This window comes from Nocardiopsis sp. NPDC007018, assembly GCF_040635075.1.
GTDB lineage: Bacteria > Actinomycetota > Actinomycetes > Streptosporangiales > Streptosporangiaceae > Nocardiopsis.
On the sequence record NZ_JBEYHA010000035.1, the window covers coordinates 1 to 22,814 of the forward strand.

The window sequence follows — 22,814 nt, forward strand, 5'->3', positions numbered from 1 at the left end:
TGGTACGGGCGGAGGAGCGTTCGGCCCCGTCACCGCTGGGGGCGACGGAGTTCAGACTGCGCCAGGTTCCGGTGTCGCCGGGGCGCGTCGGTTCGCCCGGCACCCGCGGCTCACGGGCCGGTCAGACGCGCAGCCACGCCGAGGTCTCGGCGGGCAGCGTCAGCGTGCCGTCGGCCAGCTCGGCGCTGGGGCCGCTGGCCACCAGCACCTCGCCCGAGGCGGACAGGCCGACCGCCTCGCCGGTCAGGTTCACCGCCACCCGGACGCCGGGCTCGCGCTCGAAGTACAGGACACCCTCGGGGGACTCCAGCCAGCGCATCGAGCCGTCGCCCAGGGCCTCCAGTTCACGGCGCAGGCCGAGCGCGGTCCGGTACAGCTCCAGGGTCGAGCCCTCCACCCCGTGCTGGACGGCGCGGGCCAGCCCGGCCCACGCCTCGGGCACCGGCAGCCAGGGCGTGGAGCCCTCGGGGCCGAAACCGTACGGGGCGGAGCCGCCCTCCCACGGCAGGGGGACCCGGCAGCCGTCGCGCCCCCGCTCGGTGCGGCCCGAACGCTCCCAGGTCGGGTCCTGGAGCGACTCCTCCGGCAGGTCGGTGACCTCCGGCAGCCCCAGCTCCTCGCCCTGGTACAGGTAGACCGAACCGGGCAGGCCCAGCATCAGCAGGGTGGCCGCACGCGCGCGCCGCAGTCCCTGCTCGCCGCCGCCGAAGCGGGTCACGTGCCGGGTGACGTCGTGGTTGGACAGCACCCACGTGGTGGTCGCGCCCACCTCGCCGTTCGCGGCCAGGGAACCGTCGATCACCGCGCGCAGACGGGCCGCGTCCCACGGGGCGGTGAGGTACTCGAAGTTGAACGCCTGGTGCAGCTCGTCCGGGCGCAGGTAGCGCGCCACCCGTCGGGCGTCCTCCACCCAGGCCTCGGCCACCAGGGCCCGGTTCCCCGGGTACTCGGCGGCCAGACGCGACCAGCGGCGGTAGATGTCGTGGACGCCGTCCTGGTCGAAGTAGGGCAGCGAGGTGCTGCCGTCGAGCAGGTCGGCCTTGGCGTCGGGGTCGATGTCGGGCAGCTTCGGGTCCTTGACCATGCCGTGCGCGACGTCGATCCGGAACCCGTCCACCCCGCGGTCCAGCCAGAAGCGCAGGACGTCGTCGAACTCGTCGTGCACCTCCTGGTTGGTCCAGTCGAAGTCGGGCTGCTCGGAGTCGAACAGGTGCAGGTACCACTGCTCGGGGAGGCCGTCGGCGGTCGTGAGGCGGGTCCACGCCGGGCCGCCGAAGATCGACTTCCAGTTGTTGGGCGGCTCCTCGCCGTCGACCCCCCGGCCGTCACGGAAGACGTAGCGGGAGCGGGCCGCGCTGCCCGGCTCGGCCGCCACGGCCTCGCGGAACCAGCGGTGCGCCGAGGAGGAGTGGTTGGGGACCACGTCGATGATCACGCGGATGCCCAGCTCGTGGGCGGTGGACAGGAGGGCGTCGAAGTCCTCCAGGGTGCCGAACCGGGGGTCGACGTCGCGGTAGTCGGCGACGTCGTAGCCCCCGTCCGCCAGCGGCGAGACGTAGAAGGGGGTCAGCCAGATCGCGTCCACGCCCAGCTCGGCCAGGTGGGGGAGGCGCTCGCGGATGCCGGTGAGGTCGCCCTCGCCGTCCCCGTTGGAGTCGGCGAAGCTGCGCACGTAGATCTGGTAGATGGCGGCCTCGCGCCACCAGTGCGACTGGTCCTTCATCTGTGGGGGTCCTTCCGGATCATGGCTGCAAGTTCTTGCGCAAGATTACCGCCAACTTTCGTCCCTGTGACGGTAATCTCGACTAGAGTTGCCCGTATGGGTCCACGACTTGCCGACATCGCGCGGCACGCAGGCGTCAGCGAGGCCACCGTCTCGCGGGTGCTCAACGACAAGCCCGGGGTCGGCAGCGACACGCGCAAGGCCGTCCTCACCGCGCTCGACGTGCTCGGATACGAACGCCCCGCCCGGCTGCGCCAGCGCTCCGCCGGACTGGTCGGCATGGTCATCCCCGAGTTGGAGAACCCGGTCTTCCCGATGTTCGCCCAGGCGGCCGAGGGCGCCCTGGCCCAGCGCGGCTACACCCCGGTGCTGTGCACCCAGACCCCCGGCGGGATATCCGAGGACGAGTACGTGGAACTCCTGCTGGAGCGCAACGTCTCCGGCATCCTCTTCGTCTCCGGCAAGCACGCCGACACCTCCGCCTCCCACGAGCGCTACCAGGCCCTGGTCTCCCGGCGGCTGCCCATCGTGCTGGTCAACGGATACACCGAGTCCATTCCGGCGGCCTTCATCTCCGCCGACGACCGGGAGGCCGGGCGTTTGGCCGTCAACCACCTGGTCGCCCTCGGACACACCCGGATCGGGTTCACCAGCGGACCCGAGCGCTACGTCCCCGTCCGCCGCAAGCTGGAGGGCTACCACCAGGCGCTCGCCGAGCACGGCCTCGACGGCGAGGACCTCGTCCAGCTCTCCCTGTTCGGAGTGGAGGGGGGACACGCCGCCGCCGGACGCCTCATCGAACGCGGCGTCACCGCCATGGTCTGCGGCTCCGACATCATGGCGCTGGGCGCCATCCGCGCCGCCCGCCAGCACGGCCTGCGCGTGCCCCAGGACTTCTCCGTGGTCGGTTACGACGACTCACAGCTGATCGCCTTCACCGACCCGCCGCTCACCACCGTCCGCCAGCCCGTCAACGCGATGGCACTGGCAGCCGTGCGGGCCCTGTGCGACGAGATCGCCGGGCACCCCGTCTCGCACTCCGAGTACGTCTTCGACCCCGAACTGGTCGTACGCGGCTCCACGGCCGTCGCCCCGGCCGCCCGGGTGTCCGGCCCGACCGCGCCGCACACCCGACTGGAGTCGCCCGCCCCGCTGCGCCGCGACCCCCAGGACGCCGCCCACGGCGTCTGAGCGCCGGGAGCCGCGCGAGGGGCGGCCCCCGGCACGCGCGAGCCCCGCGCGGGGCCGACCCGCCTACGGCCCCGGCACGGGACCGGGGCCCTACGCCGGGAGGCCGCGCCGAGGCCCGGCGGTGTCCGTCACGCGGTCTCCCGGTGGGGACCGCCTCAGCCGACGCGTCCGTCGTGACCGGGTAGGAATCGACGGTGCGCCTCGGTCACGGGGGGAGGTACCGGGGCCTCGTCCCACTCCAACCCGTTGGTGTCGGCGTGCTCCTTGTGCGACACCGCCACCGGTTCGTGGAACTCCGGGTCGCTCTCACGGGGCGGCTCGGGCCCGTCGAAGCCCGAGCGCGCCGCCCGGACCGTGCGGGCCAGGTGGAAACTGCGGTTCAGTACCCGGATCGGACCGTCGCCGCCCTCGACGCGTTGCGTGGCCACCGCGCGTCCGATCGCCTCCGTCTCCTCCTCACCGATGCCGTCCATCTCGGTGTACACCGAGGGGCGGGAACGGGCGTCGAAGTGGGTGAGCCAGTAGGACCGGGCGTCCGCGGGATCAGAGAACTCCGGGCCGTAGGGGCCCCACGTGCGCCGGACCGCGTCGTGTACCAGCCACTGGAAGTCCGGATTCAGGATCGCCACGTCCGGGTAGGCGCAACTCCGGATCGCGCCGTCCATCCGCACGTCCTCAGGAAAGTGCCGGGGGAGGCTGCCGCGAAGGATCTCGCCCCGGGCCTGCTGGGCCAGCGCGTCCTCCTCCCAGTCCCGGGTCAGGTCCATACCGGACCAGTACCCGTCCTCCTCGCCCGCGACCGACTCCGTCGGGTGGTCGACCGGGTCGCAGGGGCGCGGAGCCTCGGGAAGACCGTCCACGAACCTCAGGAACCGTTCGATCCGCGCCACCCGGTAGCGGGTGCCCAGGACACGGACCTCGTCGTGGCGTTCCCACGAGAGCAGGACCTCGGCGTCGTGGAACTCCCGGTACTCATGGGCGAGGCGGGGGTCGCCCTCCCGCTCCCTGGCCCGACAGCAGAAGTGGTTGACCAGCTCGTCGCGGCCGCCCTGAGGCGAGTTGCTCGGTGACCGCAGGGTGAGCCAGGTGCCGTCCACCTCCATGACCGGTTGGTACAGCGGATAGGTGACGCGCAGGGGAGCGGGCTTCGGTGCCTGTGAGGGGTCCATCCTCTGATTGTGCGCACAGGAGCCCGATCCGAGGGGGTTTTCGGCGAAACCATCCGGCGGGGACCGGTCGCGGGGGCCGCGCGGGGGCCCGGCGACGCGTCGGAGGCCGCCCCCGGACCCGGGGTGTCAGGGCACGTCGCCGGGTCGGTGACACTGGAGGCATGCCATCCGTAGCCCTCGACGGCGAACCCGTGCCCCGGACCGGGGAACTCCCCGCAGACTCACTCGCCGAACTCGGCGGCCGCCCACTCGGGTTCTACGTCCACGTGCCCTTCTGCGTCACCCGCTGCGGCTACTGCGACTTCAACACCTACACGGCCGACGAACTCGTCTCCCGTGACGGCACCGCCACCGCCTCCCGGGAGACCTACGCCGGGCAGGCCGCGGCCGAGGTCGCCCTGGCCGACCGCGTCCTGACCGGCGAGCGGCCCCCGGTGAGCACCGTGTTCGTCGGGGGCGGCACCCCCACTCTGCTCTCCCCGGAGGACCTCGGACGCGTCCTCGGCGAGATCCGCGACCGCTTCGGGCTCACCCCCGACGCGGAGGTCACCACCGAGGCCAACCCCGAGACGGTCGACCCCGACTACCTGGCCCGCCTGCGCGAGGCCGGGTTCACCCGCGTCTCCTTCGGCATGCAGAGCGCCCGCCCCCACGTCCTGCGCGTCCTGGAGCGGAGCCATACCCCGGGCCGCCCCGAACAGTGCGTGGCCTGGGCCCGCCAGGCCGGGTTCGAGCACGTCAACCTCGACCTCATCTACGGCACCCCGGGGGAGAGCGACCAGGACTGGGCCGCCTCCCTGGAGGCCGCCATCGGTGCCGGGCCCGACCACGTCTCCGCCTACTCGCTCATCGTCGAGGAGGGCACCCGGCTCGCCGCCCGCGTCCGCCGGGGCGAGCTCACCGAGCCCGACGACGACGCCATGGCCGACCGCTACCTCATGGCCGACGAGGCCCTCTCCGCCGCCGGGTACACCCCCTACGAGGTGTCCAACTGGGCCCGCAGCACCGAGGGCCGTAGCGCCCACAACATGCTCTACTGGACCGGCGGCCACTGGTGGGGGGTCGGCCCGGGCGCGCACAGCCACGTGGGCGGGACCCGCTGGTGGAACGTCAAGCACCCCGCCGCCTACGCCGCCCGCCTGGCCGCCGGCGACAGCCCCGCCCACGCCCGCGAGGTGCTCACCGAGGCCGAACGCCGGTTCGAGCGCGTCCTGCTGGAGCTGCGCGTGGACGGAGGCTGCCCGCTGGAGCTGCTGGACGCCTCGGGGCTGGCAGCGGCCGAACGCCTGGTCGGTGAGGGGCTCCTGGACGCACGGGCGCACGCCGGGGGCCGGGCCGCGCTGACCCGCCACGGCCGCCTGCTCGCCGACGCCGTGGTGCGCGACCTCACCTGAGGCTCGCCCCGCACACGAAGGAGGGGCCCGGCACACGGCCGGGCCCCTCCTCACGCGTGGAACGTCGGGCTACTTCACCCAGGTGACGTCCATCGGGTACCGGGCCCACTCACCCCGGTCCACCGCCGACGCCGCGCGGAAGCCGGAGACGATCGAGAAGATCAGCAGGGCGAACCAGGTCAAAACGCCGATGAGCAACCACGCCAGGACACCGGAGACGAGGTAGCCGATCAACATGACCAGCTGGAAGCTGAGCGCCCGGGCGGCCTGGTCGCGCACGTAGGGCGACTCGTCCTTCTTCGTGATGTACACGATGAGCGGCAGGAGCCAGCCGAGGAAGCCGCCGCCGATGTGGGCGAGCTTCGCCGAGCTGCGCTCCGCCTCGCTCGGCACGTAGGAGCCGTAGCCCTGGGCTCCGGGCTGCTGGTAACCGCCGTACTGGCCGGGGGGAGGCGGGTAACCGCCCGGCTGCTGGTAACCGCCCTGGGGGTAACCACCGGGCTGCTGGTAGCCGCCCTGGGGCGGCGGCGGGTAGCCGCCGCTCTGCTGGCCGGTGTAGGGAACGGGAGGACCACCGGGAGCGGCGCCCTGCTGTGGGTAACCGGGCGGGGGCGGGTAGCCCCCGGACTCGCCCTGACCGTAGGGGTCGTGGGGGTTCGGGTTGTTCGGGTAGGACATGGCGGTTCCTTGGTGTATGGGAGCGGGCTACTACTTCAGGAGCCGGATGCTCACGGGGTAGCGGTACCAGATCCCCTTGTTGGCTCCGGACGCCCCCAGGACGCCGAGGACGATGCAGGCGATCCACACGAGGGCGATCAGCAGGTAGCCGATCCAGGACAGGCTGGGGAAGAAGATACCCAAGCCGAAGAACACGACGCCAGCGAAGACGTAGGGGATCAGCATAGTGATCTGGAAGTTCGCCGCCTCCGCCGCGTGGTGGCGCACGAACGGAGACCGCTCGCGCCGGGCGAAGTAGATCGCCAGCGGCGGTATCCAGCCGAGGAAGGCGATGACGAACCCGGTCAGGTGCGCGAGCATCGAGGCCGTGACGGGGTCGCCGTCACCGGGGGCGGTCGGGCCCTGCGGGGCGGTGTAGCCCTGGACCCGCGTCTGCTGCTGGTACGGCTGGCCGTAACCGGCCACCGTGGGGGCCTGTGGGAACTGCGGCGGTTGCGCCGTCTGGGGCGGCTGGGGTGCCTGGGGTGAGGCGCCGGTGTGCGTGGCCCATTCCTGCCGCTGCCCGGCGGTGTGCCCCCATCCGGTCCGGGCCCCGGACTGACCGTACGCCGCTGGCCGCTGGCCACCGGTCGGCTGGTTCCAGGCGGGCTGCGCCCCGGTCTGCGGCCCCGGAGCCCGACCCTGGTGCGGCTGTCCCCAGCCCCGCTGCTCACCGCTGACCTGAGGGGCCCGGGGGCCGCCGTGGGCCTGGTCGTACGCCTGGGCCCGCTGTTGGTGGGAGGGCGCTCCCCAGCCGGGGTGCGGCCCGCTCTGGGGGGCCTGGCCGTGCTCCTGGACCTGCCGGTCGGCGTCGGACCCGTCCCGTTCGGCTCGCCCGCCGCTGCGCTCCGACGGGTTCGGGGGCGACTGCGGCCGGCCCTGGGGGTCATCCGGCGACGGATGACTGGACGGGGTCTCGCTCATGCTCTCCCTCGACTCCGCTGTTGGGTGCGCTGGGCGCGGTGCTGACCGGACGGACGGGGTCGGTACCGACGGCCCGCGGGTCCGGACGCGGGCCCGACGGGACCGGGACGCCGGCCCCGAGACCCCATCAGACCACGCGCTCGCGACAATCCTAGTGTTCCGGGGCGTGCGGTCCCGTGACGAAGTCGATGAGCTCTTCCACCCGGCCCAGCAGCGACGGTTCGAGGTCCCCGTAGCCGCGGACCGATCCCAGGATGCGGCGCCAGGCCTCCCCCGTCTCCATCCGCCACCCCAGGGCGTCCACGACGCCCTCCTTCCAGGGCAGCCCCTTCGGGACCTCGGGCCAGGCTCCGATCCCCACCGCGCCCGGGCGCACCGCCTGCCACACGTCCACGTAGGGGTGGCCGACGACGAGGACGTCCCCGCCCCGCACGCGCTCGGCGATCCGGCTCTCCTTGGACCCCGGCACCAGGTGGTCCACCAGCACCCCCAGCCGCCGTCCCGGACCCGGGGCGAACTCCGCCACCACGGCGGGGAGGTCGTCGACCCCCTCCAGGAACTCCACGGCCACGCCCTCCACCCGAAGGTCGTGCCCCCACACCTTCTCCACCAGCTCGGCGTCGTGGGCGCCCTCCACGTAGATCCGGCTCTCCCGGGCCGTGCGGGCCCGCGCGCCGGTCACCGCGATCGACCCCGAGGCGCTGCGCAACGGACCCCGCGGAGCCGCCGCCGGGCGCACCAGCGTCACCGGCTCGCCGTCCACCAGGAAGGCGGCCGGGCCCAGCTCGAACACCCTGCGGCGCCCGCCCCGGTCCTCCAGGGTCACCGCGACCTTGTCCCAGGACACCACGGCCCCGCAGAAGGTCTCGTCGGCGTCCTCCACGACCAGGTCACGGGTGAGGGGTATCTCGCGCACCGCACCCTTCTTCGGTCGCCGCCAGTCTCCCGCCAGAACGTCGCGGCCGTAACGGCCGGTTCCCTTGGTAACCACGGTGGTGCAGTCTACTGGTGCGGGGCCCGCGACACCCGTGGGCGGTGGCGCACGTCGCCGGTCCGCGGGGAAGAAGCGCCCCCCGTCACGGTGTTACTGCGAGCGGGTAGCCGGGAGGGTTTGCGCCCGGGCATAGAATTAGCACTGAGAACCTTGGAGTGCCAGGAGGTGGCGAGTTGCTGGATGAGCGCAAGCTCGCGGTCCTGCGTGCGGTCGTCGAGGACTTCGTCAACACCAACGAACCCGTGGGTTCGCGGGCGCTGGCGGACCGCCACCCCCTCGGTGTCTCCCCGGCGACCATCCGCAACGACATGGTCGCGCTGGAGGAGGACGGCTACATCACCCAACCCCACACCAGTGCGGGACGGGTGCCCACCGACAAGGGCTACCGGCTCTTCGTCGACCGGCTCTCCTCCGTCAAGCCCCTCTCGGCGGCCGAGCGCAGGGCCATCGAGTCCTTCCTCGGCGGCGCCGTGGATCTCGACGAGATCGTCGCCCGCACGGTCCGGCTGCTCGCGCAGCTCACCCGTCAGGTGGCGATCGTCCAGTACCCGTCGCTGACCCGCTCGTCGGTCCAGCACGTGGAGCTGGTGCCGCTCGGCGGCCAGCGCATCATGATGGTCGTCATCACCAACACCGGCCGGGTCGAACAGCGTGTCATCGACGTGCTGGGCTCGGTCACCGAACACGTGGTCGACGACCTGCGCGCCATGCTCAACCGCGCCATCGCGGGCAAGCACCTCGGCGACGTGCCGGACGCGGTGGAGGACCTGCCCGCCCAGGTCGCGCCGGAGGACCGGCCGGTCGCGGTCGCGGTCCTCACCGTCCTGCTGGAGAGCCTCGTGGAACGTCACGAGGAGAAGATCGTCCTGGCGGGCACCGCCAACCTCGCGGCCGTCGACTTCGCGGCCAGCCTGCGCGAGGTGCTGGAGGCGTTGGAGGAGAACATGGTCCTCATCCGACTGCTCGGCGAGGCCAAGGACCCCTCCATGCTCACGGTGCGCATCGGCGCGGAGAACTTCCACGAGGGTCTTCGGTCCACTTCCATCGTGTCGGCCGACTACGGTGTGGGAAACCAGTCGCTGGCCAAGATCGGAGTGGTGGGACCCACCCGTATGGACTACCCAGGGACCATGGGCGCCGTCCGTGCGGTGGCCCGGTATGTCGGACAGATTTTGGCAGGACAGTAACTCAGTGGCCAGAGACTATTACCAGGTTCTCGGGGTGCGTCGCGACGCGTCCAAGGACGAGATCAAGAAGGCGTACCGGCGGCTCGCGCGCGAGCTCCACCCGGACATCAACCCGGACCCCGCCACCCAGGAACGCTTCAAGGAAGTGACCCAGGCCTACGAGGTCCTCTCCGACGAGAACAAGCGTCGGATGTTCGACATGGGCCAGGACCCCTTCGCCCCGGGCGGAGGCGGTGCCGGAGGGTTCGGGCAGGCGGGCGGGTTCGCCTTCGACGACCTCATCGGCGCGTTCTTCGGCGGCGGGCACCCCGGCGCGCGCGGCCCCCGGGAACGGGTCCGTCGCGGGCGCAGCATCAAGCTCCGCATCGAGCTCGACCTCGTCGAGACCGCCTTCGGCGTCAGCCGGGAGATCACCTTCCCGACCGCCATCCTGTGCGAGACCTGCCAGGGCGAGGGCACCGCGGCCGGTTCGCACCGGACCACCTGCGACATGTGCCACGGCCAGGGCGAGGTCTCCCAGGTCACCCGCTCCTTCCTCGGCCAGGTCATGACCTCGCGGCCCTGCCCGCAGTGCTCCGGCCAGGGGTCGGTCATCACCAACCCCTGCGGCGACTGCGCGGGCGAGGGCCGGGTCCGGGAGAAGGTCACCCGCACCGTGAAGATCCCCGCCGGCGTCGACGACGGCACCCGCATCCAGCTCGCGGGCGAGGGCGAGGTCGGCCCCAACGGCGGACCGCGCGGCGACATCATCCTGGAGATCGTCCAGAAGCCGCACCCGACCTTCGAGCGGCGCGGCGACGACCTGCACTGCACCATCACCGTCCCCATGACGGCGGCGGCGCTCGGTGCCTCGTGCGCGTTCGACACCCTCGACGGCACGGAGAACATCGACCTGCGTCCGGGCACCAACTCCGGCCACGTCATCACCCTGCCGGGCAAGGGCGTCACCCACCTCGACGGCGGCGGCCGGGGCGACCTGCGCATCCGCGTGGACGTGGAGACCCCGGGCAAGCTGGACGAGGAGCAGGAGGCCCTGCTGCGCAAGTTCGCCGAGCTGCGCGGGGAGGACCAGAACCCGGGCCGCTTCAGCCCCGGCCACGGCGGGTTCTTCTCCAAGATCCGCGACGCCTTCGGAGCCAAGTGACCCCGCCGGTGTTCCTGGCCGGGACGGACGCCCTCGCGGGCGACCGAGTCCGGCTGGAGGGCGCGGAGGGCCGCCATGCCGTGGCGGTCCGACGCGTCCGCGAGGGCGAGACCGTCGACCTCTCCGACGGTCTCGGCCTGCGCGTGCGATGCGAGGTCGACGAGGTGGTCGGTAGGGACACCCTGGTGTGCCGGGTGGTGGAGCGCCGGAGCGAACCCGCGCCCAGCCCCCGGATCACCGTGGTCCAGGCCCTGCCCAAGCGCGACCGCGGCGAACTCGCGGTCGAGATGATGACCGAGGCCGGGGTGGACGCCGTCGTCCCCTGGTCGGCCGAACGCTGCGTCACGCAGTGGAAGGGCGACCGGGGCGCCAAGGCGCTCGCCAAGTGGCGGGCCAGCGCGCGCGAGGCCGCCAAGCAGGCCCGCCGGTCCCGCACACCCGAGGTCACCGAGCCCCTCGACCGCCGGGCGGTGTGCGCCCTGCTCGCCGAGGCGGACCTCGCGGTGGTTCTGCACGAGGAGGGCGCGCTCCGGCTGTCGTCACTGCCGCTGCCGACGGAACCGCGCGGTGCGGGGATCGTCCTGGTGGTCGGCCCGGAGGGCGGGATCTCCGAGGCCGAGCTGGCCGCCTTCGACGACGCCGGGGCTGTTCGGGCCCTGCTGGGCCCCTCGGTCCTGCGCACCTCCACCGCCGGGGTCGCGGCGCTCTCGGTCCTCCAGGCCCGAACCGGGCGTTGGTGACACCGGCGCCCGGAGCACCGCACGGCCGGTGAGCCGGCGGGGACCGGACACGGTGAAGGGCCCGTGGGATCTGGCGGATTCAACGGGTCCTCGCAACACCTCGTTGATTTAGACGAGTGTAGGCAGACGCTCGGCTGGAGTTTTCCAGCCGAGCGTCTTGCGTGGCCGACCGTTCAGCTTCTGAGCCACATGCTCCAGATCCAGCGGGCCGTGCACCGACAGATCCGTTCCCTTGGGAAAGTACTGCCGCAGCAGCCCGTTGGTGTTCTCGTTCGACCCGCGCTGCCAGGGCGAAGCCGGGTCGCAGAAGAACACCGGCACCCCCGTAGCCACCGAGAACGCCCTGTGCCCAGCCATCTCGCTGCCCTGATCCCAGGTCAAAGACCCACGCAGATGCTCGGGCAGCGCGGTGATCAGCTCGCTCAGAACCCCTCCGACCGCCTCGGCGGTGTGCTCGCCGGGCAGGTGGCCGAGCATCACGTACCGGGTGGAGCGCTCGACCAGGGTGATGATCGCGGACTTGTTACCCGCCCCGAGGATGAGATCGCCTTCCCAGTGCCCGGGAACGGCACGGTCCTCGACCTCGGCGGGACGCTCGCTGATCATCACCATCTCATCGACGAACCGGCTCTGACGCTGTTCTGGTGAGCGGCGGGGCTTGCGTCGGATACGGCCGGTGCGCAAAGCGGCGGCGACCTCGCGCTTGAGCCCGCCGCGGGCCTGGACGTAGAGCGCTTGGTAGATGGTCTCGTGGCTCACACGCATCTCCTGCTCATCGGGGTGGTCCTGGCCGATCCGGTTACTGATCTGCTCGGGAGACCATTGTTCCTCCAACCCCTGGGCGACATAGTCCCGCAAAGGGCCGGGGCAGGCGAGTTTGGCGCCTTTGGGACGCGCCCGCCGGGCGACCGCCCGACGCTGGGCCGCGTAGGCGCCGTAGGCGCCGTAGGAGCCATCGGTGTCGCGGTGATGGTCCAGCTCACGCTTGATCGTGGAGGCCGCCCGGCCCAGGTCACGGCCGATCGCTCGCAGGCTCCACCCCGCCCGGTCAAGGTCCGCGATCCGTTCCCGGTCCGTGAGGGTCAAAAACCGCGGATGCACCTGTTGTTCGAGCGTGTCCAGTGTTGTTGGAGGACTGGTCATGGACTCCATCGTGGTCTGTCCGGTGGAGTAGTTGACCCGCCGCCCATCAGGGTAGAAGCGGGAGTTGCGGGACTTGCGGACCCCGTGGTCCCAGTCTCGGGCGGTGCGTTCGTTGATCCCGACCCGTCGGGCGGCCTCGCGGCGGGGCACAGCGCTCTGACGCAGGCGGTCGTACTTTTGGCGGGCTGGGTGAGGGCGTTGCGGGGGTTGGGAGCGCAGCCCGGCCTTGCGTGCCCACCCGAACGCGGTGTTGCGGTTGATGTCCAGCTTTCGGGCTACCTCGGTGACGCTACCGATCTCGGTCATCAGTTCCAGGAACCGTTCCCGCAGCCGGGCCTGTTCGTGCTTGGAAAACGGCACGGTGGTCGCAACCTCCACAAAAGTCAGGGTGTTGCGACCACCGCTAGAACCCAAGTCTCCCACGGGCCCTTCACCGTGTCAGTACGGGGCCCGGGGCCCGACGGGTCAGCTCGCGCTGGCACCGTCCTCGTCGCCCTGGTTCCCGGAACCGCCGCCGGGCTCCTCGACACCCTCACCGGGGTCGAGGTCGCCGCCACCGGGACTGGTGGGCTCGTCGGTGGGCTCTTCCTTGGGCTCGTCCGTGGGGGCGCAGGTCTCCTTGCCCGAACCCCTGCCCTCCCGCTCGTCCTTGTCCTTCTTGTCCTCGTCGCGGGCACCGTCGGAGGCGACCGGGGTGAGCTCCTCGCCCGGGGGGCACGAGGAAGTGGTCTCCAGGTCGCCGTCCTCGGAGGACGACGGGGAGCTGGACGGGCTGGGGGAGCTCTCGGGGTCGAGCTCGGCCTCCTCCTCCGGCTTGCTGCTGCCGGAGGCGGACCCCGTGGTGGGGCCGGGAGCGGCGACGCCGCCGCCGTCACCGCCGTCCTCGGGCGGGGTGCCCGCACGGTCGGCCCCGGCCGGGACGATGTCCAGGACCTGTTCGCGAACCTGGGGGCTCGACATGATCACCGAGGTGACGATGAGTACGGCGGCGGCCACGGCCGCCACGGGGCGCAGCCACGGCAGACCGAACCACGCGGAGCCGCGGTGGCGCTCGGTGCGCTCACGGATGAGGTTGAGGCCCTCGGCCGACGGTGTGACGTCGTCGGCCTCGGCCCTCAGTATCTGACGGAGCTGGTCCTCGAACTCCGTTTCGCTTCGTTCGTTGGGGCTACTCATGACGTCTGCTCCAGTACAGAGCGAAGGGAGGAGATGCCACGCGAGGTGTGGCTTTTGACCGCGCCTCGACTGATGCCCATGGCGTCCGCGATCTGCGCCTCGGACAGGTCGCCGTAGTACCGGAGCACGATGGCCTCTCGCTGACGGGTGGGTAGCTTGCGCAGGGCGGCGATGACCGCCTCGCGCTCCAGCAGGTTCATGGCCCCGTGCTCGGCACTGGGTGCGTCCGGCAGGGCCTTGGGCGCGTGCTTCTCGACGACGGCCCTGTGGCGCAGCACGGACCTGGCCTTGTTCACCACCGCCTGACGGAGGTAGGAGAGGGCCTTGTTGGGGTCCCTGAGGCGACGCCAGGCGCCGTGCATGGCCACGAAGGCGTCCTGGACGACTTCCTCGGCGGTCGCGTGGTCCCGCACGAGCAGGGCGGCGAGCCGTACGAGCGGACGGTAGTGCTCCCGGTAGAGCTCCGTGACCGCGTGGTCGGCGTCCCACTCGACTGAGAGCGGCGACGTGGTGGCACTGGCCACCAAGGTTTCTGTCGTCACCTCAGTTCGACGCACACCCTTGTCGCGGGGTTTACGAAAGGGCATACCTCTTCATTTCCAGTAGACGTGCGTTCCGATCCGAACACGTCGGATGAGGCCGAACGGCGGGCGTTCCCAACAGCCTGACGCGCACGGACGCAAAGCCTACCGCGCCGGGGTTGTGGGCTGGCGGGGAACGTGGATCGGAACGGTTGCGGAAAGGTTGAGGGTTCATCTCCTCACCCTCCGTGCCACTGCGGCGCCCATCCCACCTGCGGCATCATGGGCCGGACAGACCCGAGAAGCGGTGCCGCGGCCCAACGCGGCCCCGCGTGACGGAAGGTGAGCGATGGTCGACCCCGACTGCCTTTTCTGCAAGATCGTGAAGGGCGAGGTCCCCGCGGAGATCGTCCGCGAGGGGGAGCGCACGGTGGCGTTCCGCGACATCAACCCCCAGGCGCCCACCCACGTCCTGGTCGTGCCCCGCGAACACGTCACCGACGCCGCCTCGGCGGCCGCCGCCGACACCGGGCTCATGGACGCCCTCGTGCGCGAGGCCCACGAGGTCGCCCGGGCCGAGGGCGTGGTCGACAGCGGCTACCGGATGGTCCTCAACACCGGGGCGGGCGCCGGACAGACCGTCTTCCACCTCCACGTCCACGTGCTCGGCGGCCGCGGCCTGAACTGGCCCCCCGGGTAGGCGGCCCCGATAACCGCTCGAGCCCGGGAGGACCCCGTTGGTAGACTCGAGGACGGGCCCCACCGGCCACTTCGGTTGCCCCGCGCACCCGTGGTGACCGTGTTCGACGCCGTCGGACACGGTGTGCGGCCCGTCCGCGAGGACCCCCGGGCGACCGACCCCGGGGCCGTGACCGAAGGGTAGGGACAGCGGCCGCAAGGCCACACCATGGCCGAGTCAACTCACACGCACCAGGACCCGGAGACCCAGGTCAAGGTCGTGGTGCCGGACGAACACACGATGATCAGCCTGCTGGGTTCGGGGGACGAGCTGCTCCGAGCGCTGGAGCGGTCCTTCAAGAGCGACATCCACGTGCGCGGCAACGAGTTCACGATCAGCGGGACCCCCGAGGAGACGGCCGTGGTGGTCCGCCTCGTGGAGGAGCTGATCGAGCTCGCCAAGAGCGGCACCCACGTCACTCCCGACACCGTCGAGCGCATGATCCACATGCTGCGCTCGCCGGGCAAGGAACGCCCCGCGGACGTGCTGACCACCAACATCCTGTCCAACCGGGGCAAGACGATCCGCCCCAAGACGCTGAACCAGAAGCGCTACGTCGACGTCATCGACGAGCGCACCGTGGTGTTCGGCATCGGCCCCGCGGGTACCGGCAAGACCTACCTGGCGATGGCCAAGGCGGTGAAGGCCCTCCAGGACAAGGAGGTCAACCGGATCATCCTCACCCGGCCCGCCGTCGAGGCCGGTGAGCGCCTGGGGTTCCTCCCCGGCACCCTCTACGACAAGATCGACCCGTACCTGCGGCCGCTCTACGACGCCCTGCACGACATGCTCGACCCGGACTCCATCCCCAAGCTGATGGCCGCCGGGACCATCGAGGTCGCCCCCCTGGCGTACATGCGCGGCCGGGCGCAGCCGCTGCACACCAAGGTGCTGACCCCTGAGGGGTTCCGGCCCATCGGTGACCTCCGGGTCGGTGACCTGGTGACGGGCTCTGACGGGCGACCGACCCCGGTGATCGGGGTGTACCCGCAGGGGGAGAAGGCGACCTACCGATTCTCCTCCCAGGACGGTGCCTCCACGCTGTGCTCAGAGGACCACCTGTGGACCGTCCGGACCAGGGACGACGCAGGCAGAGGCGAGCCGCCCAGGGTGCTCACCGCCAAGGAGATCGTCGAGAGCGGGTTGCGCAGCTCGCACTATCGCAAGTACGAGCTCCCTCTGCTCAGCGAGCCCGTGGCCTTCCCGGAGCGGGAGGTGCCCATGGACGCCTACGCACTGGGCCTTCTCCTCGGGGACGGTTGCCTCACGGGTTCGACCACACCGGGTCTCGCGACCGAGGACCCCGAGCTGGCCGAGGCACTCGACACGCTGCTCCCCGGTGTTCGCGTCCGGCACGAGTCCGGTCCGGACCACGTCCTCAACCGCGGGAGCGCGCCGGGCGAGGTGATCACCATCGCCAACCCGGTGACCGCGATCATGCGGAACCTGGGACTGTGCGGGACCAGGTCCGACACGAAGTTCGTCCCGGACGACTACCTGTACAACACGGCCGAGGTGAGGTTGGCCCTGCTCCAGGGCCTGCTCGACTCCGACGGGGAACCGGTCACACCAGCGGGGCGCACCTGCCGCGTGCAGTACGGAACGACGTCCCCCCACCTGCGTGACGCGGTGACCTTCCTGGTCCGGTCTCTTGGAGGCGTGGTCTACGAGCGTTCCCGCCCAGCCGAGGGGCGTGCGCCGGGCCTTGCCGGGGGACGGGAGGTCTTCCACCGCAAGGACACCCATGGCCTCGACCTGCGTCTGCCCGAGGGAGTTCAGCCCTTCCGGCTCCGACGCAAGAAGGAGAAGTACGACGCGACCGGTGGGGGACGCCCGATGCGCTTCGTCGACTCCGTCGAACCAGCCGGAAGCGAGGAGTGTGTGTGCATCCAGGTGGCGGCGGAGGACTCCCTCTACGTCACCGAGGACTTCCTGCTCACACACAACACTCTCAACGACTCCTTCATCATCCTGGACGAGGCGCAGAACACCTCGCCGGAGCAGATGAAGATGTTCCTGACCCGGCTCGGGTTCGGGTCCAAGATCGTGGTCACCGGCGACGTCACCCAGGTGGACCTGCCCGGAGGGCAGGCCAGCGGGCTCCGGACGATCGAGAACATCCTGCGTGATATCGACGACATCGCCTTTTGCCGACTGACCAGTGAGGACGTCGTCCGGCACCGGCTGGTGGGGCAGATCGTCGACGCCTACGGGCGTTACGACGCCGCTCAGGGCGGGCCGGGCGACGGAGGTCGGAGCCGATCGGGACCGCGCGGCGGCCGGCGCCGCGGCGGCGACACCCCGAAGGACCGTTCCGACGGCCCCGAGGGCCCCGAACAACGGGCAGACTGAGAAGAAGTACGTAGTGACACCGACCGGTGGGCCCGCCTCGTGCGGGCCCACCGCCGTCGGTACGGTGCCCTCCCGGGCACCGGGCGGAGGGACACCGCCGACCCACCCCGAACCCAAGTGAGGCATCCGCAACCGATGAGTATCGACGTCGCCAACGAGTCCGGCGTCACCAGCGTGGACGAGGAACGACTCTCCCGGCTGGCCCGGCACGTGCTCGACGCCATGCGGGTGCACCCGTTGGCCGAGCTGTCCGTCGTGCTGGTGGACGAAGGACCCATGACCGACCTCCACGTGCGCTGGATGGACGAGCCCGGCCCCACCGACGTGCTCTCGTTCCCCATGGACGAGCTGCGCCCCGGCGGCCCCGGGCGCACCAGCGAACCCGGCGTGCTCGGTGACGTGATCATCTGCCCCCAGGTGGCCGAGCGCCAGGGCGAGACGGCCGGTCACGGCACCCAGGCGGAGATCGACCTGCTGTGCACGCACGGCATCCTGCACCTGCTCGGGTACGACCACGCCGAGCCCGAGGAGCACAAGGAGATGTTCGGGCTCCAGGGAGAGATCCTCGCCGCCTGGCGTGAGCGCGAGTCGGCCGCCCAGGACACGACCGAAGGGGACGAGAGCGCCCGATGAGCGCGTCGCTGGCCACGGGAGACCCCGTGGTGTGGGCGGGGGCCCTGGTCGCCGCCCTCCTCCTGACCGCCGTGGCGGGGTTCCTGGTGGCCGCCGAGGTCGCCGTCACCCGAGTCGTCTCCATGGGGATGGAGGACGCCCACGGGGAGCGTCCCGCCCGGGCGCGCGCCGCCTGGGACCGGGTGGTCGCCGACCCCGCCGCCCACCTGAACATGCTGCTGTTCCTGCGCGTGGTGTGCGAGGTGTGCGCCGTCCTGGCCGCCGTGGTGGGCATGGTCTTCCTGCTGGGACCGGGCTGGCCCGCGCTGGCGCTCACCGCTCTGGTGATGGTGGTGGCGGAGTGCGTGCTGATCGCGGTCACCCCGCGCATCCTCGGCCGCCAGTTCGCCGGACCGTTCGCCCGGACCAGCGCCGCGGTCGTGTACCCGCTCCAGGTGGTGCTGGGGCCGGTGGCCCGACTGCTGGTGGGGGCCGGGCGCGCCCTGACCCCCCGCGGCAAGGGCGACCGGGACGGCCCCTTCAGCACCGAGGTCGAGCTGCGCCAGCTGGTCGACCTGGCCGAGCAGGGGGAGGTGATCGACCCTGAGGAGCGCCAGATGATCCACTCGGTGTTCAAGCTGGACGACACCTCCGTGCGCGAGGTCATGGTGCCACGGACCGACATCGTCTTCACCGGCCGGGACGCCGACGCGGACGCGGTCCTCTCGCTCGCCATGGCGAGCGGCTACTCGCGCATCCCCGTCACGGGGGAGGACGAGGACGACGTGGTGGGCATCGTCTACCTCAAGGACCTCGTGGAGCGGTTGCGCGACCGCTGGGCGGCGGCCGCCGGGGGAGCGGACGACGTGCCCCTTACCGCCGCCGACGTGATGCGCGACGCCACCTTCGTGCCCGACACCAAGCCCATCGACGAGCTCCTGCGCGAGATGCAAAAGCGCCGCAACCACGTGGCGGTGGCGATCGACGAGTACGGCGGCACCGCGGGACTGGTCACGCTGGAGGACATCGTGGAGGAGATCGTCGGGGAGATCACCGACGAGTACGACCACGAGATCGCGCCGGTCGACTGGCTGGACGAGGACCGGGTGCGGGTGACCGCGCGCCTTCCGCTGGGTGACCTGGCCGAGCTCTTCCCCGAGCGCGACCTGGAGGTCTCCGACGTGGAGACCGTGGGCGGCCTGGTGGCGTTCGTGCTGGGTCGGGTCCCGGCGGGCGGCGCCCAGGCGGAATACGCTGGACTCAGGCTGACCCTGGAGGGCAAGAGCAGCCGCCGGAACCGGATGACCACGGTGCTGGTGGAACGACTGCCCGACGATCCCGCCCAGGGCCCCGACCACGACGTAAGGAGCACGGACCAGTGACGGATACGACCGGACTCGGCCCCGAGGACACCAAGCTGATCACCCTCGCGCGGGCCTCCCGGGCCCGTAACGCGGCCGCCGAGGGCGCCGCGGTGCGCGACGAGACCGGGCGCACGTACGTGGCCACCACGGTGTCGTTGCCCTCGCTGCGGTTGAGCGCGCTCCAGGCCGCCGTGGCCGCGGCCGCCTCCAGTGAGGCCGCCGCGCTGGAGGCGGCGGTGGTCGTCACCGAGGCCAGGGAGCTGACCGAGGCCGACCGCGCGGTGGCGGACGACCTGAAGACCCAGCTGGTGGTGATCGCGGCCCCCGACGGGGTGCCCGCGAGCGTCACCCGGCGTTGAGAAGGACAGATGAACGACCTCGACCTTGAGAAGCTCCGCGTGCCGCTGCCGTCGCTCTCCCACCCGGAGGGTTTCCGGAGCGGTTTCGCGTGCTTCGTGGGCCGCCCGAACGTGGGCAAGTCCACCCTGATGAACGCGCTGGTCGGGCAGAAGGTGGCGATCACCAGCAACCGGCCCCAGACCACGCGGCGGACGGTGCGCGGGATCGTGCACCGTCCGGACGCGCAGCTGATCATCGTGGACACGCCCGGGCTGCACAAACCCCGCACCCTGCTGGGGGAGCGGTTGGACTCGCTGGTGCGGTCCACGTTGGTCGAGGTGGACGTGATCGCGTTCTGTCTGCCCGCCAACGAGCCGATCGGGCGGGGCGACAGCTACATCGCCAAGGAGCTCGCCGAGCAGACCAACACCCCGGTGGTGGCTCTGGTGACCAAGACCGACCTGGTGGACCGGGCGGCGGTCGGTGAGCACCTGATGGCCGTGAACGAGCTGGGTGACTGGGCCGACATCGTTCCGGTGTCCGCGCGGGGCGAGTTCCAGCTGGACACGGTCACCGACGTCCTGTGCTCGCACCTGCCCGAGGGACCGCCGCTGTACCCGGACGGCGACCTCACGGACGAGCCGGACGAGATGCTCGTGGCCGAACTGGTCCGCGAGGCCGCCCTGGAGGGGGTGCGGGACGAGCTGCCGCACTCGATCGCGGTGGTCGTGGACGAGATGTACGAGCGAGAGAACACCAGGCCCGGCAAGGAACTAGTGGACATCTACGCGTCGCTGTACGTGGAGCGGCCCAGCCAGAAGGCGATCGTGATCGGTTCCAAGGGCTCGCGTCTGCGCGACGTGGGCTCGCGGGCCCGCAAGCAGATCGAGGGCCTGCTGGGGCAGCGGGTGTTCCTGGACCTGCGGGTCCGGGTGGCCAAGGACTGGCAGCGCGATCCCAAGCAGCTGCGCAAGCTGGGTTTCGACCAGCAGACGTAGCGGCGGTTCGACGAGGGGGCGTGACCACATGTGGTCACGCCCCCTCGTCGTGTCCGGCGCGGCCCGTCGGGTCAGCTCTGGTTGTTGAGGTCGGTGGCCAGCACCCGGGCGCAACGCTGCACGATGGGGGCGGCCTGACCCACGAAGTCCCAGCTGACGCGGGCTTCGGGGCCGGAGACCGACACGGCCATGCCGGAGGGGGCGTCCCTGACCGGGACGGCCACGCAGCGCACGCCGACCTCCTGTTCGCCGTCGTCGATCGCGTACCCGGTCTCGCGGATGCGGTGCAGTTCCGAGAGGAAGGCGTCCGGGTCGGTGATGGTGCGCTCGGTGGCTGCGGGCATGCCGGTGCGGCGCACGGTGGCCAGGGCCTCCTCGTCGCTGAGCTGGGAGAGCAGTGCCTTGCCGACTCCCGCGGAGTGCGGAAGGACGCGGCGGCCGACCTCGGTGAACATGCGCATGGCGTGGGGCGAGGGCACCTGGGCGACGTAGATGACCTTGTCGCCGTCGAGCATCGCGAGGTTGGCGGTCTCGCCGAGGTCCTCCACGAGCTGGGCCAGGTGGGGGCGGGCCCAGGTGCCGAGCATGCGGGCGGCCTTGTCGCCGAGGCCGATCAGGCGGGGGCCCAGGGCGTAGCGGCGGGAGGGGAGCTGGCGGACGTACCCGTTGCCGACCAGGGTGCGGATGATGCGGTGGATGGTGGGCAGGGGCAGTCCGGAGGAGTCGGCGAGCTGGCTCAGGGAGGCCTCGCCGCCCGCCTCGGCCATGATCTCCAGCAGGGCGAAGGCGCGGTCGAGGGACTGCACGCCACCGGAGCGCCGGGCCGTCTCCTCAGGAGGGCGGGGCTGGTCCGTTTGGGGGATCTGTGAGGCTGACAAGGGTCGTGCTCCCATACTGAGGGCCGCTACGGTCACGCCCATCATTCTGCAATACGAAAGGAGGTTTTCGCTCTCCGTCGGGGCGGGAAGCTGCGCGTGCGGTGTCCGAGGAGGCCCGAGACCCTTGTTCTTCCGAATCGCAGAAGTTATTATCCGCATATAGAAATTAGTGACCGGACTCTCATCCCACCGCGAGTCCGGCACCGACGACGGAGGAGGACACCACACGTGGCGAGTGACAGCCTCACGGGCCTGACCGACCTGGTCACCGAACTCGACACCCGGCTGGCCGAGGCCGACGCGCGACTGGACCGCGAGTACCCCGGGTCCAGCGGCGGCCGCCAGCCCGTCCACAGCGTCTACGTTCCCGCCGGACGCATCCGCCCCGGCCTCGCCGCGGACTGGGGACGGGAGGCGGTCGCCTCCCTGGACGAGTACGCGCCCAAGGCCGCCGACCTCGCCGAGATCACCGGGCTGAGCGAGGCCGCCGTCGCCGACGCGCTCCCCCTGGTGCGCGCCAAGCTCGCCCGCGAGCCGATCGAGGACCTGCGCGCCGACTTCGAGGACGGCTACGGGGCACCCGGCGACGAGACCGAGGACGCCCACGTCCTCGCCACCGCGAACGCGTTCGTCGCGGATCTGGCGCAGGGGACGGCCACCCCCTACTTCGGTATCCGCATGAAGGGCATGGAGGCCGCCGGACGCCACCGCGGCGTGCGCACCCTCACCCTGTTCCTCCAGACCCTGCTGGAAGGGCACGGTTTCCTCCCGGACAACCTCGTCCTCACCCTGCCCAAGATCACCTCCGTCGACCAGGTCGAGGCCATGGTGTGGGTCGGCGAACGCCTGGAGGCGCGCTTCGGTCTGCCCGCCGGCCGCCTGCGGTTCGAACTCCAGATCGAGACCCCGCAGTCCATCCTGCTCGCCGACGGCACCGTCGCGGTGGCCCGCATGATCCGGGCCGGACAGGGCCGCGTCACCGCCCTGCACTACGGCACCTACGACTACAGCGCGGCCTGCGGCATCACCGCCGCCCACCAGAGCCTGGCCCACCCCGCCGCCGACTACGCCAAGGCCGTCATGCAGGTGGCCGCCGCCGGAACCGGTGTGTGGCTCTCCGACGGCGGCAGCAACATCCTCCCCACCGGCAGCGCCGAGGACGTTCGCTCCGCCTGGAACCTGCACGCCGGGCTGGTCCGCCGCTCCCTGGAGCGCGGCTTCTACCAGGGCTGGGACCTGCACCCGAACCAGCTGCCCATCCGGTACCTGGCCACCTACGCCTTCTACCGCGAGGCCTTCGCCCCCGCCGCAGCCCGGCTCAGGGCCTACCTCGGCCAGGCCGGAGGCAACGTGATGGACGAACCCGCCACCGCCCAGGCGCTGGCGTCCGTCCTGGCCAGCGGCCTGCGCTGCGGCGCGCTGGAGGAGTCCGAGGTGGTCACCGCCGCCGGTGCGGACGCCGGTACCATCGTCGCCCTGGCCACCCGCCGTGTCGGACAGGAGCAGTGA

General features: G+C 71.5%; 20 protein-coding genes and 3 pseudogenes. 13 read left to right on the forward strand and 10 right to left on the reverse strand.

Features of this window, described 5'->3' with window-relative positions:
• Window positions 1–121: 121 nt before the first annotated feature.
• Window positions 122–1,723: an alpha-amylase family glycosyl hydrolase gene (locus ABZ635_RS18535; RefSeq protein ID WP_357766427.1), complete on the reverse strand. Its 1,602-nt coding sequence runs from the start codon at window positions 1,721–1,723 to the stop codon at window positions 122–124.
• A gap of 96 nt (window positions 1,724–1,819) precedes the next feature.
• Between ABZ635_RS18535 and ABZ635_RS18540 the strand changes: the two genes are divergently transcribed.
• Window positions 1,820–2,914 carry a LacI family DNA-binding transcriptional regulator gene (locus ABZ635_RS18540; RefSeq protein WP_357766430.1) on the forward strand — a complete coding sequence of 365 codons (1,095 nt, stop codon included), beginning with the start codon at window positions 1,820–1,822 and terminating at the stop codon, window positions 2,912–2,914.
• A 155-nt stretch (window positions 2,915–3,069) separates the two neighbouring features.
• On the opposite strand, the gene ABZ635_RS18545 is transcribed toward ABZ635_RS18540, so the two are convergent.
• The gene (locus ABZ635_RS18545; RefSeq protein WP_357766433.1) at window positions 3,070–4,083 is read right to left on the reverse strand and encodes a DUF5954 family protein; all 1,014 of its coding nucleotides are present in this window, start codon (window positions 4,081–4,083) and stop codon (window positions 3,070–3,072) included.
• A gap of 161 nt (window positions 4,084–4,244) precedes the next feature.
• On the opposite strand from ABZ635_RS18545, the gene hemW reads away from it, so the two are divergent.
• On the forward strand, window positions 4,245–5,477 hold the full coding sequence (gene hemW / locus ABZ635_RS18550; protein WP_357766436.1) for a radical SAM family heme chaperone HemW: 1,233 nt from the start codon (window positions 4,245–4,247) through the stop codon (window positions 5,475–5,477).
• A gap of 69 nt (window positions 5,478–5,546) precedes the next feature.
• On the opposite strand, the gene ABZ635_RS18555 is transcribed toward hemW, so the two are convergent.
• The 3 genes from ABZ635_RS18555 to ABZ635_RS18565 all read right to left on the reverse strand — a co-directional run bounded on the left by ABZ635_RS18555 (window position 5,547) and on the right by ABZ635_RS18565 (window position 8,109).
• Complete coding sequence (locus tag ABZ635_RS18555) at window positions 5,547–6,155, reverse strand: DUF4870 domain-containing protein (protein WP_357766439.1); 609 nt, start codon at window positions 6,153–6,155, stop codon at window positions 5,547–5,549.
• Window positions 6,156–6,185: 30 nt separating this feature from the next.
• The gene (locus ABZ635_RS18560) at window positions 6,186–6,515 is read right to left on the reverse strand and encodes a DUF4870 domain-containing protein (RefSeq protein ID WP_357766566.1); all 330 of its coding nucleotides are present in this window, start codon (window positions 6,513–6,515) and stop codon (window positions 6,186–6,188) included.
• A gap of 754 nt (window positions 6,516–7,269) precedes the next feature.
• Window positions 7,270–8,109 (reverse strand): DUF3097 domain-containing protein, encoded by an 840-nt coding sequence (locus tag ABZ635_RS18565; RefSeq protein ID WP_357766442.1) that lies wholly within the window; start codon window positions 8,107–8,109, stop codon window positions 7,270–7,272.
• A 176-nt stretch (window positions 8,110–8,285) separates the two neighbouring features.
• On the opposite strand from ABZ635_RS18565, the gene hrcA reads away from it, so the two are divergent.
• From hrcA to ABZ635_RS18580, 3 genes are read left to right on the forward strand one after another with little or no spacing between them, the layout of a single operon-like run.
• A complete protein-coding gene (hrcA, locus tag ABZ635_RS18570; RefSeq protein ID WP_357766445.1) occupies window positions 8,286–9,299 on the forward strand; it encodes a heat-inducible transcriptional repressor HrcA in 1,014 nt (337 codons plus the stop codon).
• Between the two features lie 4 nt (window positions 9,300–9,303).
• Entirely contained in the window at window positions 9,304–10,443 is a 1,140-nt protein-coding gene (dnaJ, locus tag ABZ635_RS18575; RefSeq protein ID WP_357766448.1) for a molecular chaperone DnaJ, read from the forward strand.
• Window positions 10,440–11,183 carry a 16S rRNA (uracil(1498)-N(3))-methyltransferase gene (locus tag ABZ635_RS18580; RefSeq protein ID WP_357766450.1) on the forward strand — a complete coding sequence of 248 codons (744 nt, stop codon included), beginning with the start codon at window positions 10,440–10,442 and terminating at the stop codon, window positions 11,181–11,183. The genes dnaJ and ABZ635_RS18580 overlap by 4 nt, the downstream gene beginning before the upstream one ends.
• A 108-nt stretch (window positions 11,184–11,291) precedes the next feature.
• On the opposite strand, the gene ABZ635_RS18585 is transcribed toward ABZ635_RS18580, so the two are convergent.
• From ABZ635_RS18585 to ABZ635_RS18595, 3 genes are all read right to left on the reverse strand, one after another.
• Window positions 11,292–12,476, reverse strand: coding sequence for an IS30 family transposase (locus ABZ635_RS18585; RefSeq protein WP_357766569.1), 1,185 nt, complete (start codon window positions 12,474–12,476; stop codon window positions 11,292–11,294).
• A 315-nt stretch (window positions 12,477–12,791) separates the two neighbouring features.
• Complete coding sequence (locus tag ABZ635_RS18590) at window positions 12,792–13,502, reverse strand: hypothetical protein (RefSeq protein ID WP_357766453.1); 711 nt, start codon at window positions 13,500–13,502, stop codon at window positions 12,792–12,794.
• Window positions 13,499–14,029 (reverse strand): SigE family RNA polymerase sigma factor, encoded by a 531-nt coding sequence (locus ABZ635_RS18595; protein ID WP_357766572.1) that lies wholly within the window; start codon window positions 14,027–14,029, stop codon window positions 13,499–13,501. The genes ABZ635_RS18590 and ABZ635_RS18595 overlap by 4 nt, the downstream gene beginning before the upstream one ends.
• A gap of 343 nt (window positions 14,030–14,372) precedes the next feature.
• Between ABZ635_RS18595 and ABZ635_RS18600 the strand changes: the two genes are divergently transcribed.
• A complete protein-coding gene (locus ABZ635_RS18600; protein ID WP_357766456.1) occupies window positions 14,373–14,723 on the forward strand; it encodes a histidine triad nucleotide-binding protein in 351 nt (116 codons plus the stop codon).
• A 207-nt stretch (window positions 14,724–14,930) separates the two neighbouring features.
• Window positions 14,931–15,629: pseudogene (locus ABZ635_RS18605) on the forward strand (PhoH family protein); the annotation flags it as partial.
• Here the strand turns inward: ABZ635_RS18605 and ABZ635_RS18610 are convergent.
• Window positions 15,620–15,679 (reverse strand): annotated as a pseudogene (locus tag ABZ635_RS18610) (hypothetical protein); the annotation flags it as partial. The pseudogenes ABZ635_RS18605 and ABZ635_RS18610 overlap by 10 nt on opposite strands.
• Window positions 15,680–16,709: 1,030 nt before the next feature.
• Between ABZ635_RS18610 and ABZ635_RS18615 the strand changes: the two are divergent.
• The 5 genes and pseudogenes from ABZ635_RS18615 to era all read left to right on the forward strand — a co-directional run.
• Window positions 16,710–17,114: pseudogene (locus ABZ635_RS18615) on the forward strand (PhoH family protein); the annotation flags it as partial.
• Between the two features lie 135 nt (window positions 17,115–17,249).
• Complete coding sequence (ybeY, locus tag ABZ635_RS18620) at window positions 17,250–17,747, forward strand: rRNA maturation RNase YbeY (RefSeq protein WP_357766459.1); 498 nt, start codon at window positions 17,250–17,252, stop codon at window positions 17,745–17,747.
• Window positions 17,744–19,108, forward strand: a complete 1,365-nt coding sequence (locus ABZ635_RS18625; RefSeq protein WP_357766461.1) for a hemolysin family protein — start codon at window positions 17,744–17,746, stop codon at window positions 19,106–19,108. Before ybeY ends, ABZ635_RS18625 begins: the two co-directional genes overlap by 4 nt.
• On the forward strand, window positions 19,105–19,449 hold the full coding sequence (locus ABZ635_RS18630; protein WP_357766464.1) for a cytidine deaminase: 345 nt from the start codon (window positions 19,105–19,107) through the stop codon (window positions 19,447–19,449). The genes ABZ635_RS18625 and ABZ635_RS18630 overlap by 4 nt, the downstream gene beginning before the upstream one ends.
• A gap of 9 nt (window positions 19,450–19,458) precedes the next feature.
• Entirely contained in the window at window positions 19,459–20,427 is a 969-nt protein-coding gene (gene era / locus ABZ635_RS18635; RefSeq protein ID WP_357766467.1) for a GTPase Era, read from the forward strand.
• 71 nt (window positions 20,428–20,498) lie between these two features.
• On the opposite strand, the gene ABZ635_RS18640 is transcribed toward era, so the two are convergent.
• Window positions 20,499–21,233, reverse strand: coding sequence for an IclR family transcriptional regulator (locus tag ABZ635_RS18640; RefSeq protein ID WP_357766575.1), 735 nt, complete (start codon window positions 21,231–21,233; stop codon window positions 20,499–20,501).
• A 300-nt stretch (window positions 21,234–21,533) separates the two neighbouring features.
• On the opposite strand from ABZ635_RS18640, the gene ABZ635_RS18645 reads away from it, so the two are divergent.
• Window positions 21,534–22,814 (forward strand): aldolase, encoded by a 1,281-nt coding sequence (locus ABZ635_RS18645; RefSeq protein ID WP_357766470.1) that lies wholly within the window; start codon window positions 21,534–21,536, stop codon window positions 22,812–22,814.

Bases quoted from the DNA above. Each gene is read 5' to 3' on its own strand.
- ABZ635_RS18600 (WP_357766456.1), top strand. From the start codon at position 14,373: ATGGTCGACCCCGACTGCCTTTTCTGCAAGATCGTGAAGGGCGAGGTC.
- ABZ635_RS18540 (WP_357766430.1), top strand. From the start codon at position 1,820: ATGGGTCCACGACTTGCCGACATCGCGCGGCACGCAGGCGTCAGCGAG.
- ybeY (WP_357766459.1), top strand. From the start codon at position 17,250: ATGAGTATCGACGTCGCCAACGAGTCCGGCGTCACCAGCGTGGACGAG.
- ABZ635_RS18545 (WP_357766433.1), bottom strand. From the start codon at position 4,083: ATGGACCCCTCACAGGCACCGAAGCCCGCTCCCCTGCGCGTCACCTAT.
- ABZ635_RS18560 (WP_357766566.1), bottom strand. From the start codon at position 6,515: ATGCTCGCGCACCTGACCGGGTTCGTCATCGCCTTCCTCGGCTGGATA.
- era (WP_357766467.1), top strand. From the start codon at position 19,459: ATGAACGACCTCGACCTTGAGAAGCTCCGCGTGCCGCTGCCGTCGCTC.
- ABZ635_RS18535 (WP_357766427.1), bottom strand. From the start codon at position 1,723: ATGAAGGACCAGTCGCACTGGTGGCGCGAGGCCGCCATCTACCAGATC.
- ABZ635_RS18555 (WP_357766439.1), bottom strand. From the start codon at position 6,155: ATGTCCTACCCGAACAACCCGAACCCCCACGACCCCTACGGTCAGGGC.
- hemW (WP_357766436.1), top strand. From the start codon at position 4,245: ATGCCATCCGTAGCCCTCGACGGCGAACCCGTGCCCCGGACCGGGGAA.
- ABZ635_RS18625 (WP_357766461.1), top strand. From the start codon at position 17,744: ATGAGCGCGTCGCTGGCCACGGGAGACCCCGTGGTGTGGGCGGGGGCC.
- ABZ635_RS18590 (WP_357766453.1), bottom strand. From the start codon at position 13,502: ATGAGTAGCCCCAACGAACGAAGCGAAACGGAGTTCGAGGACCAGCTC.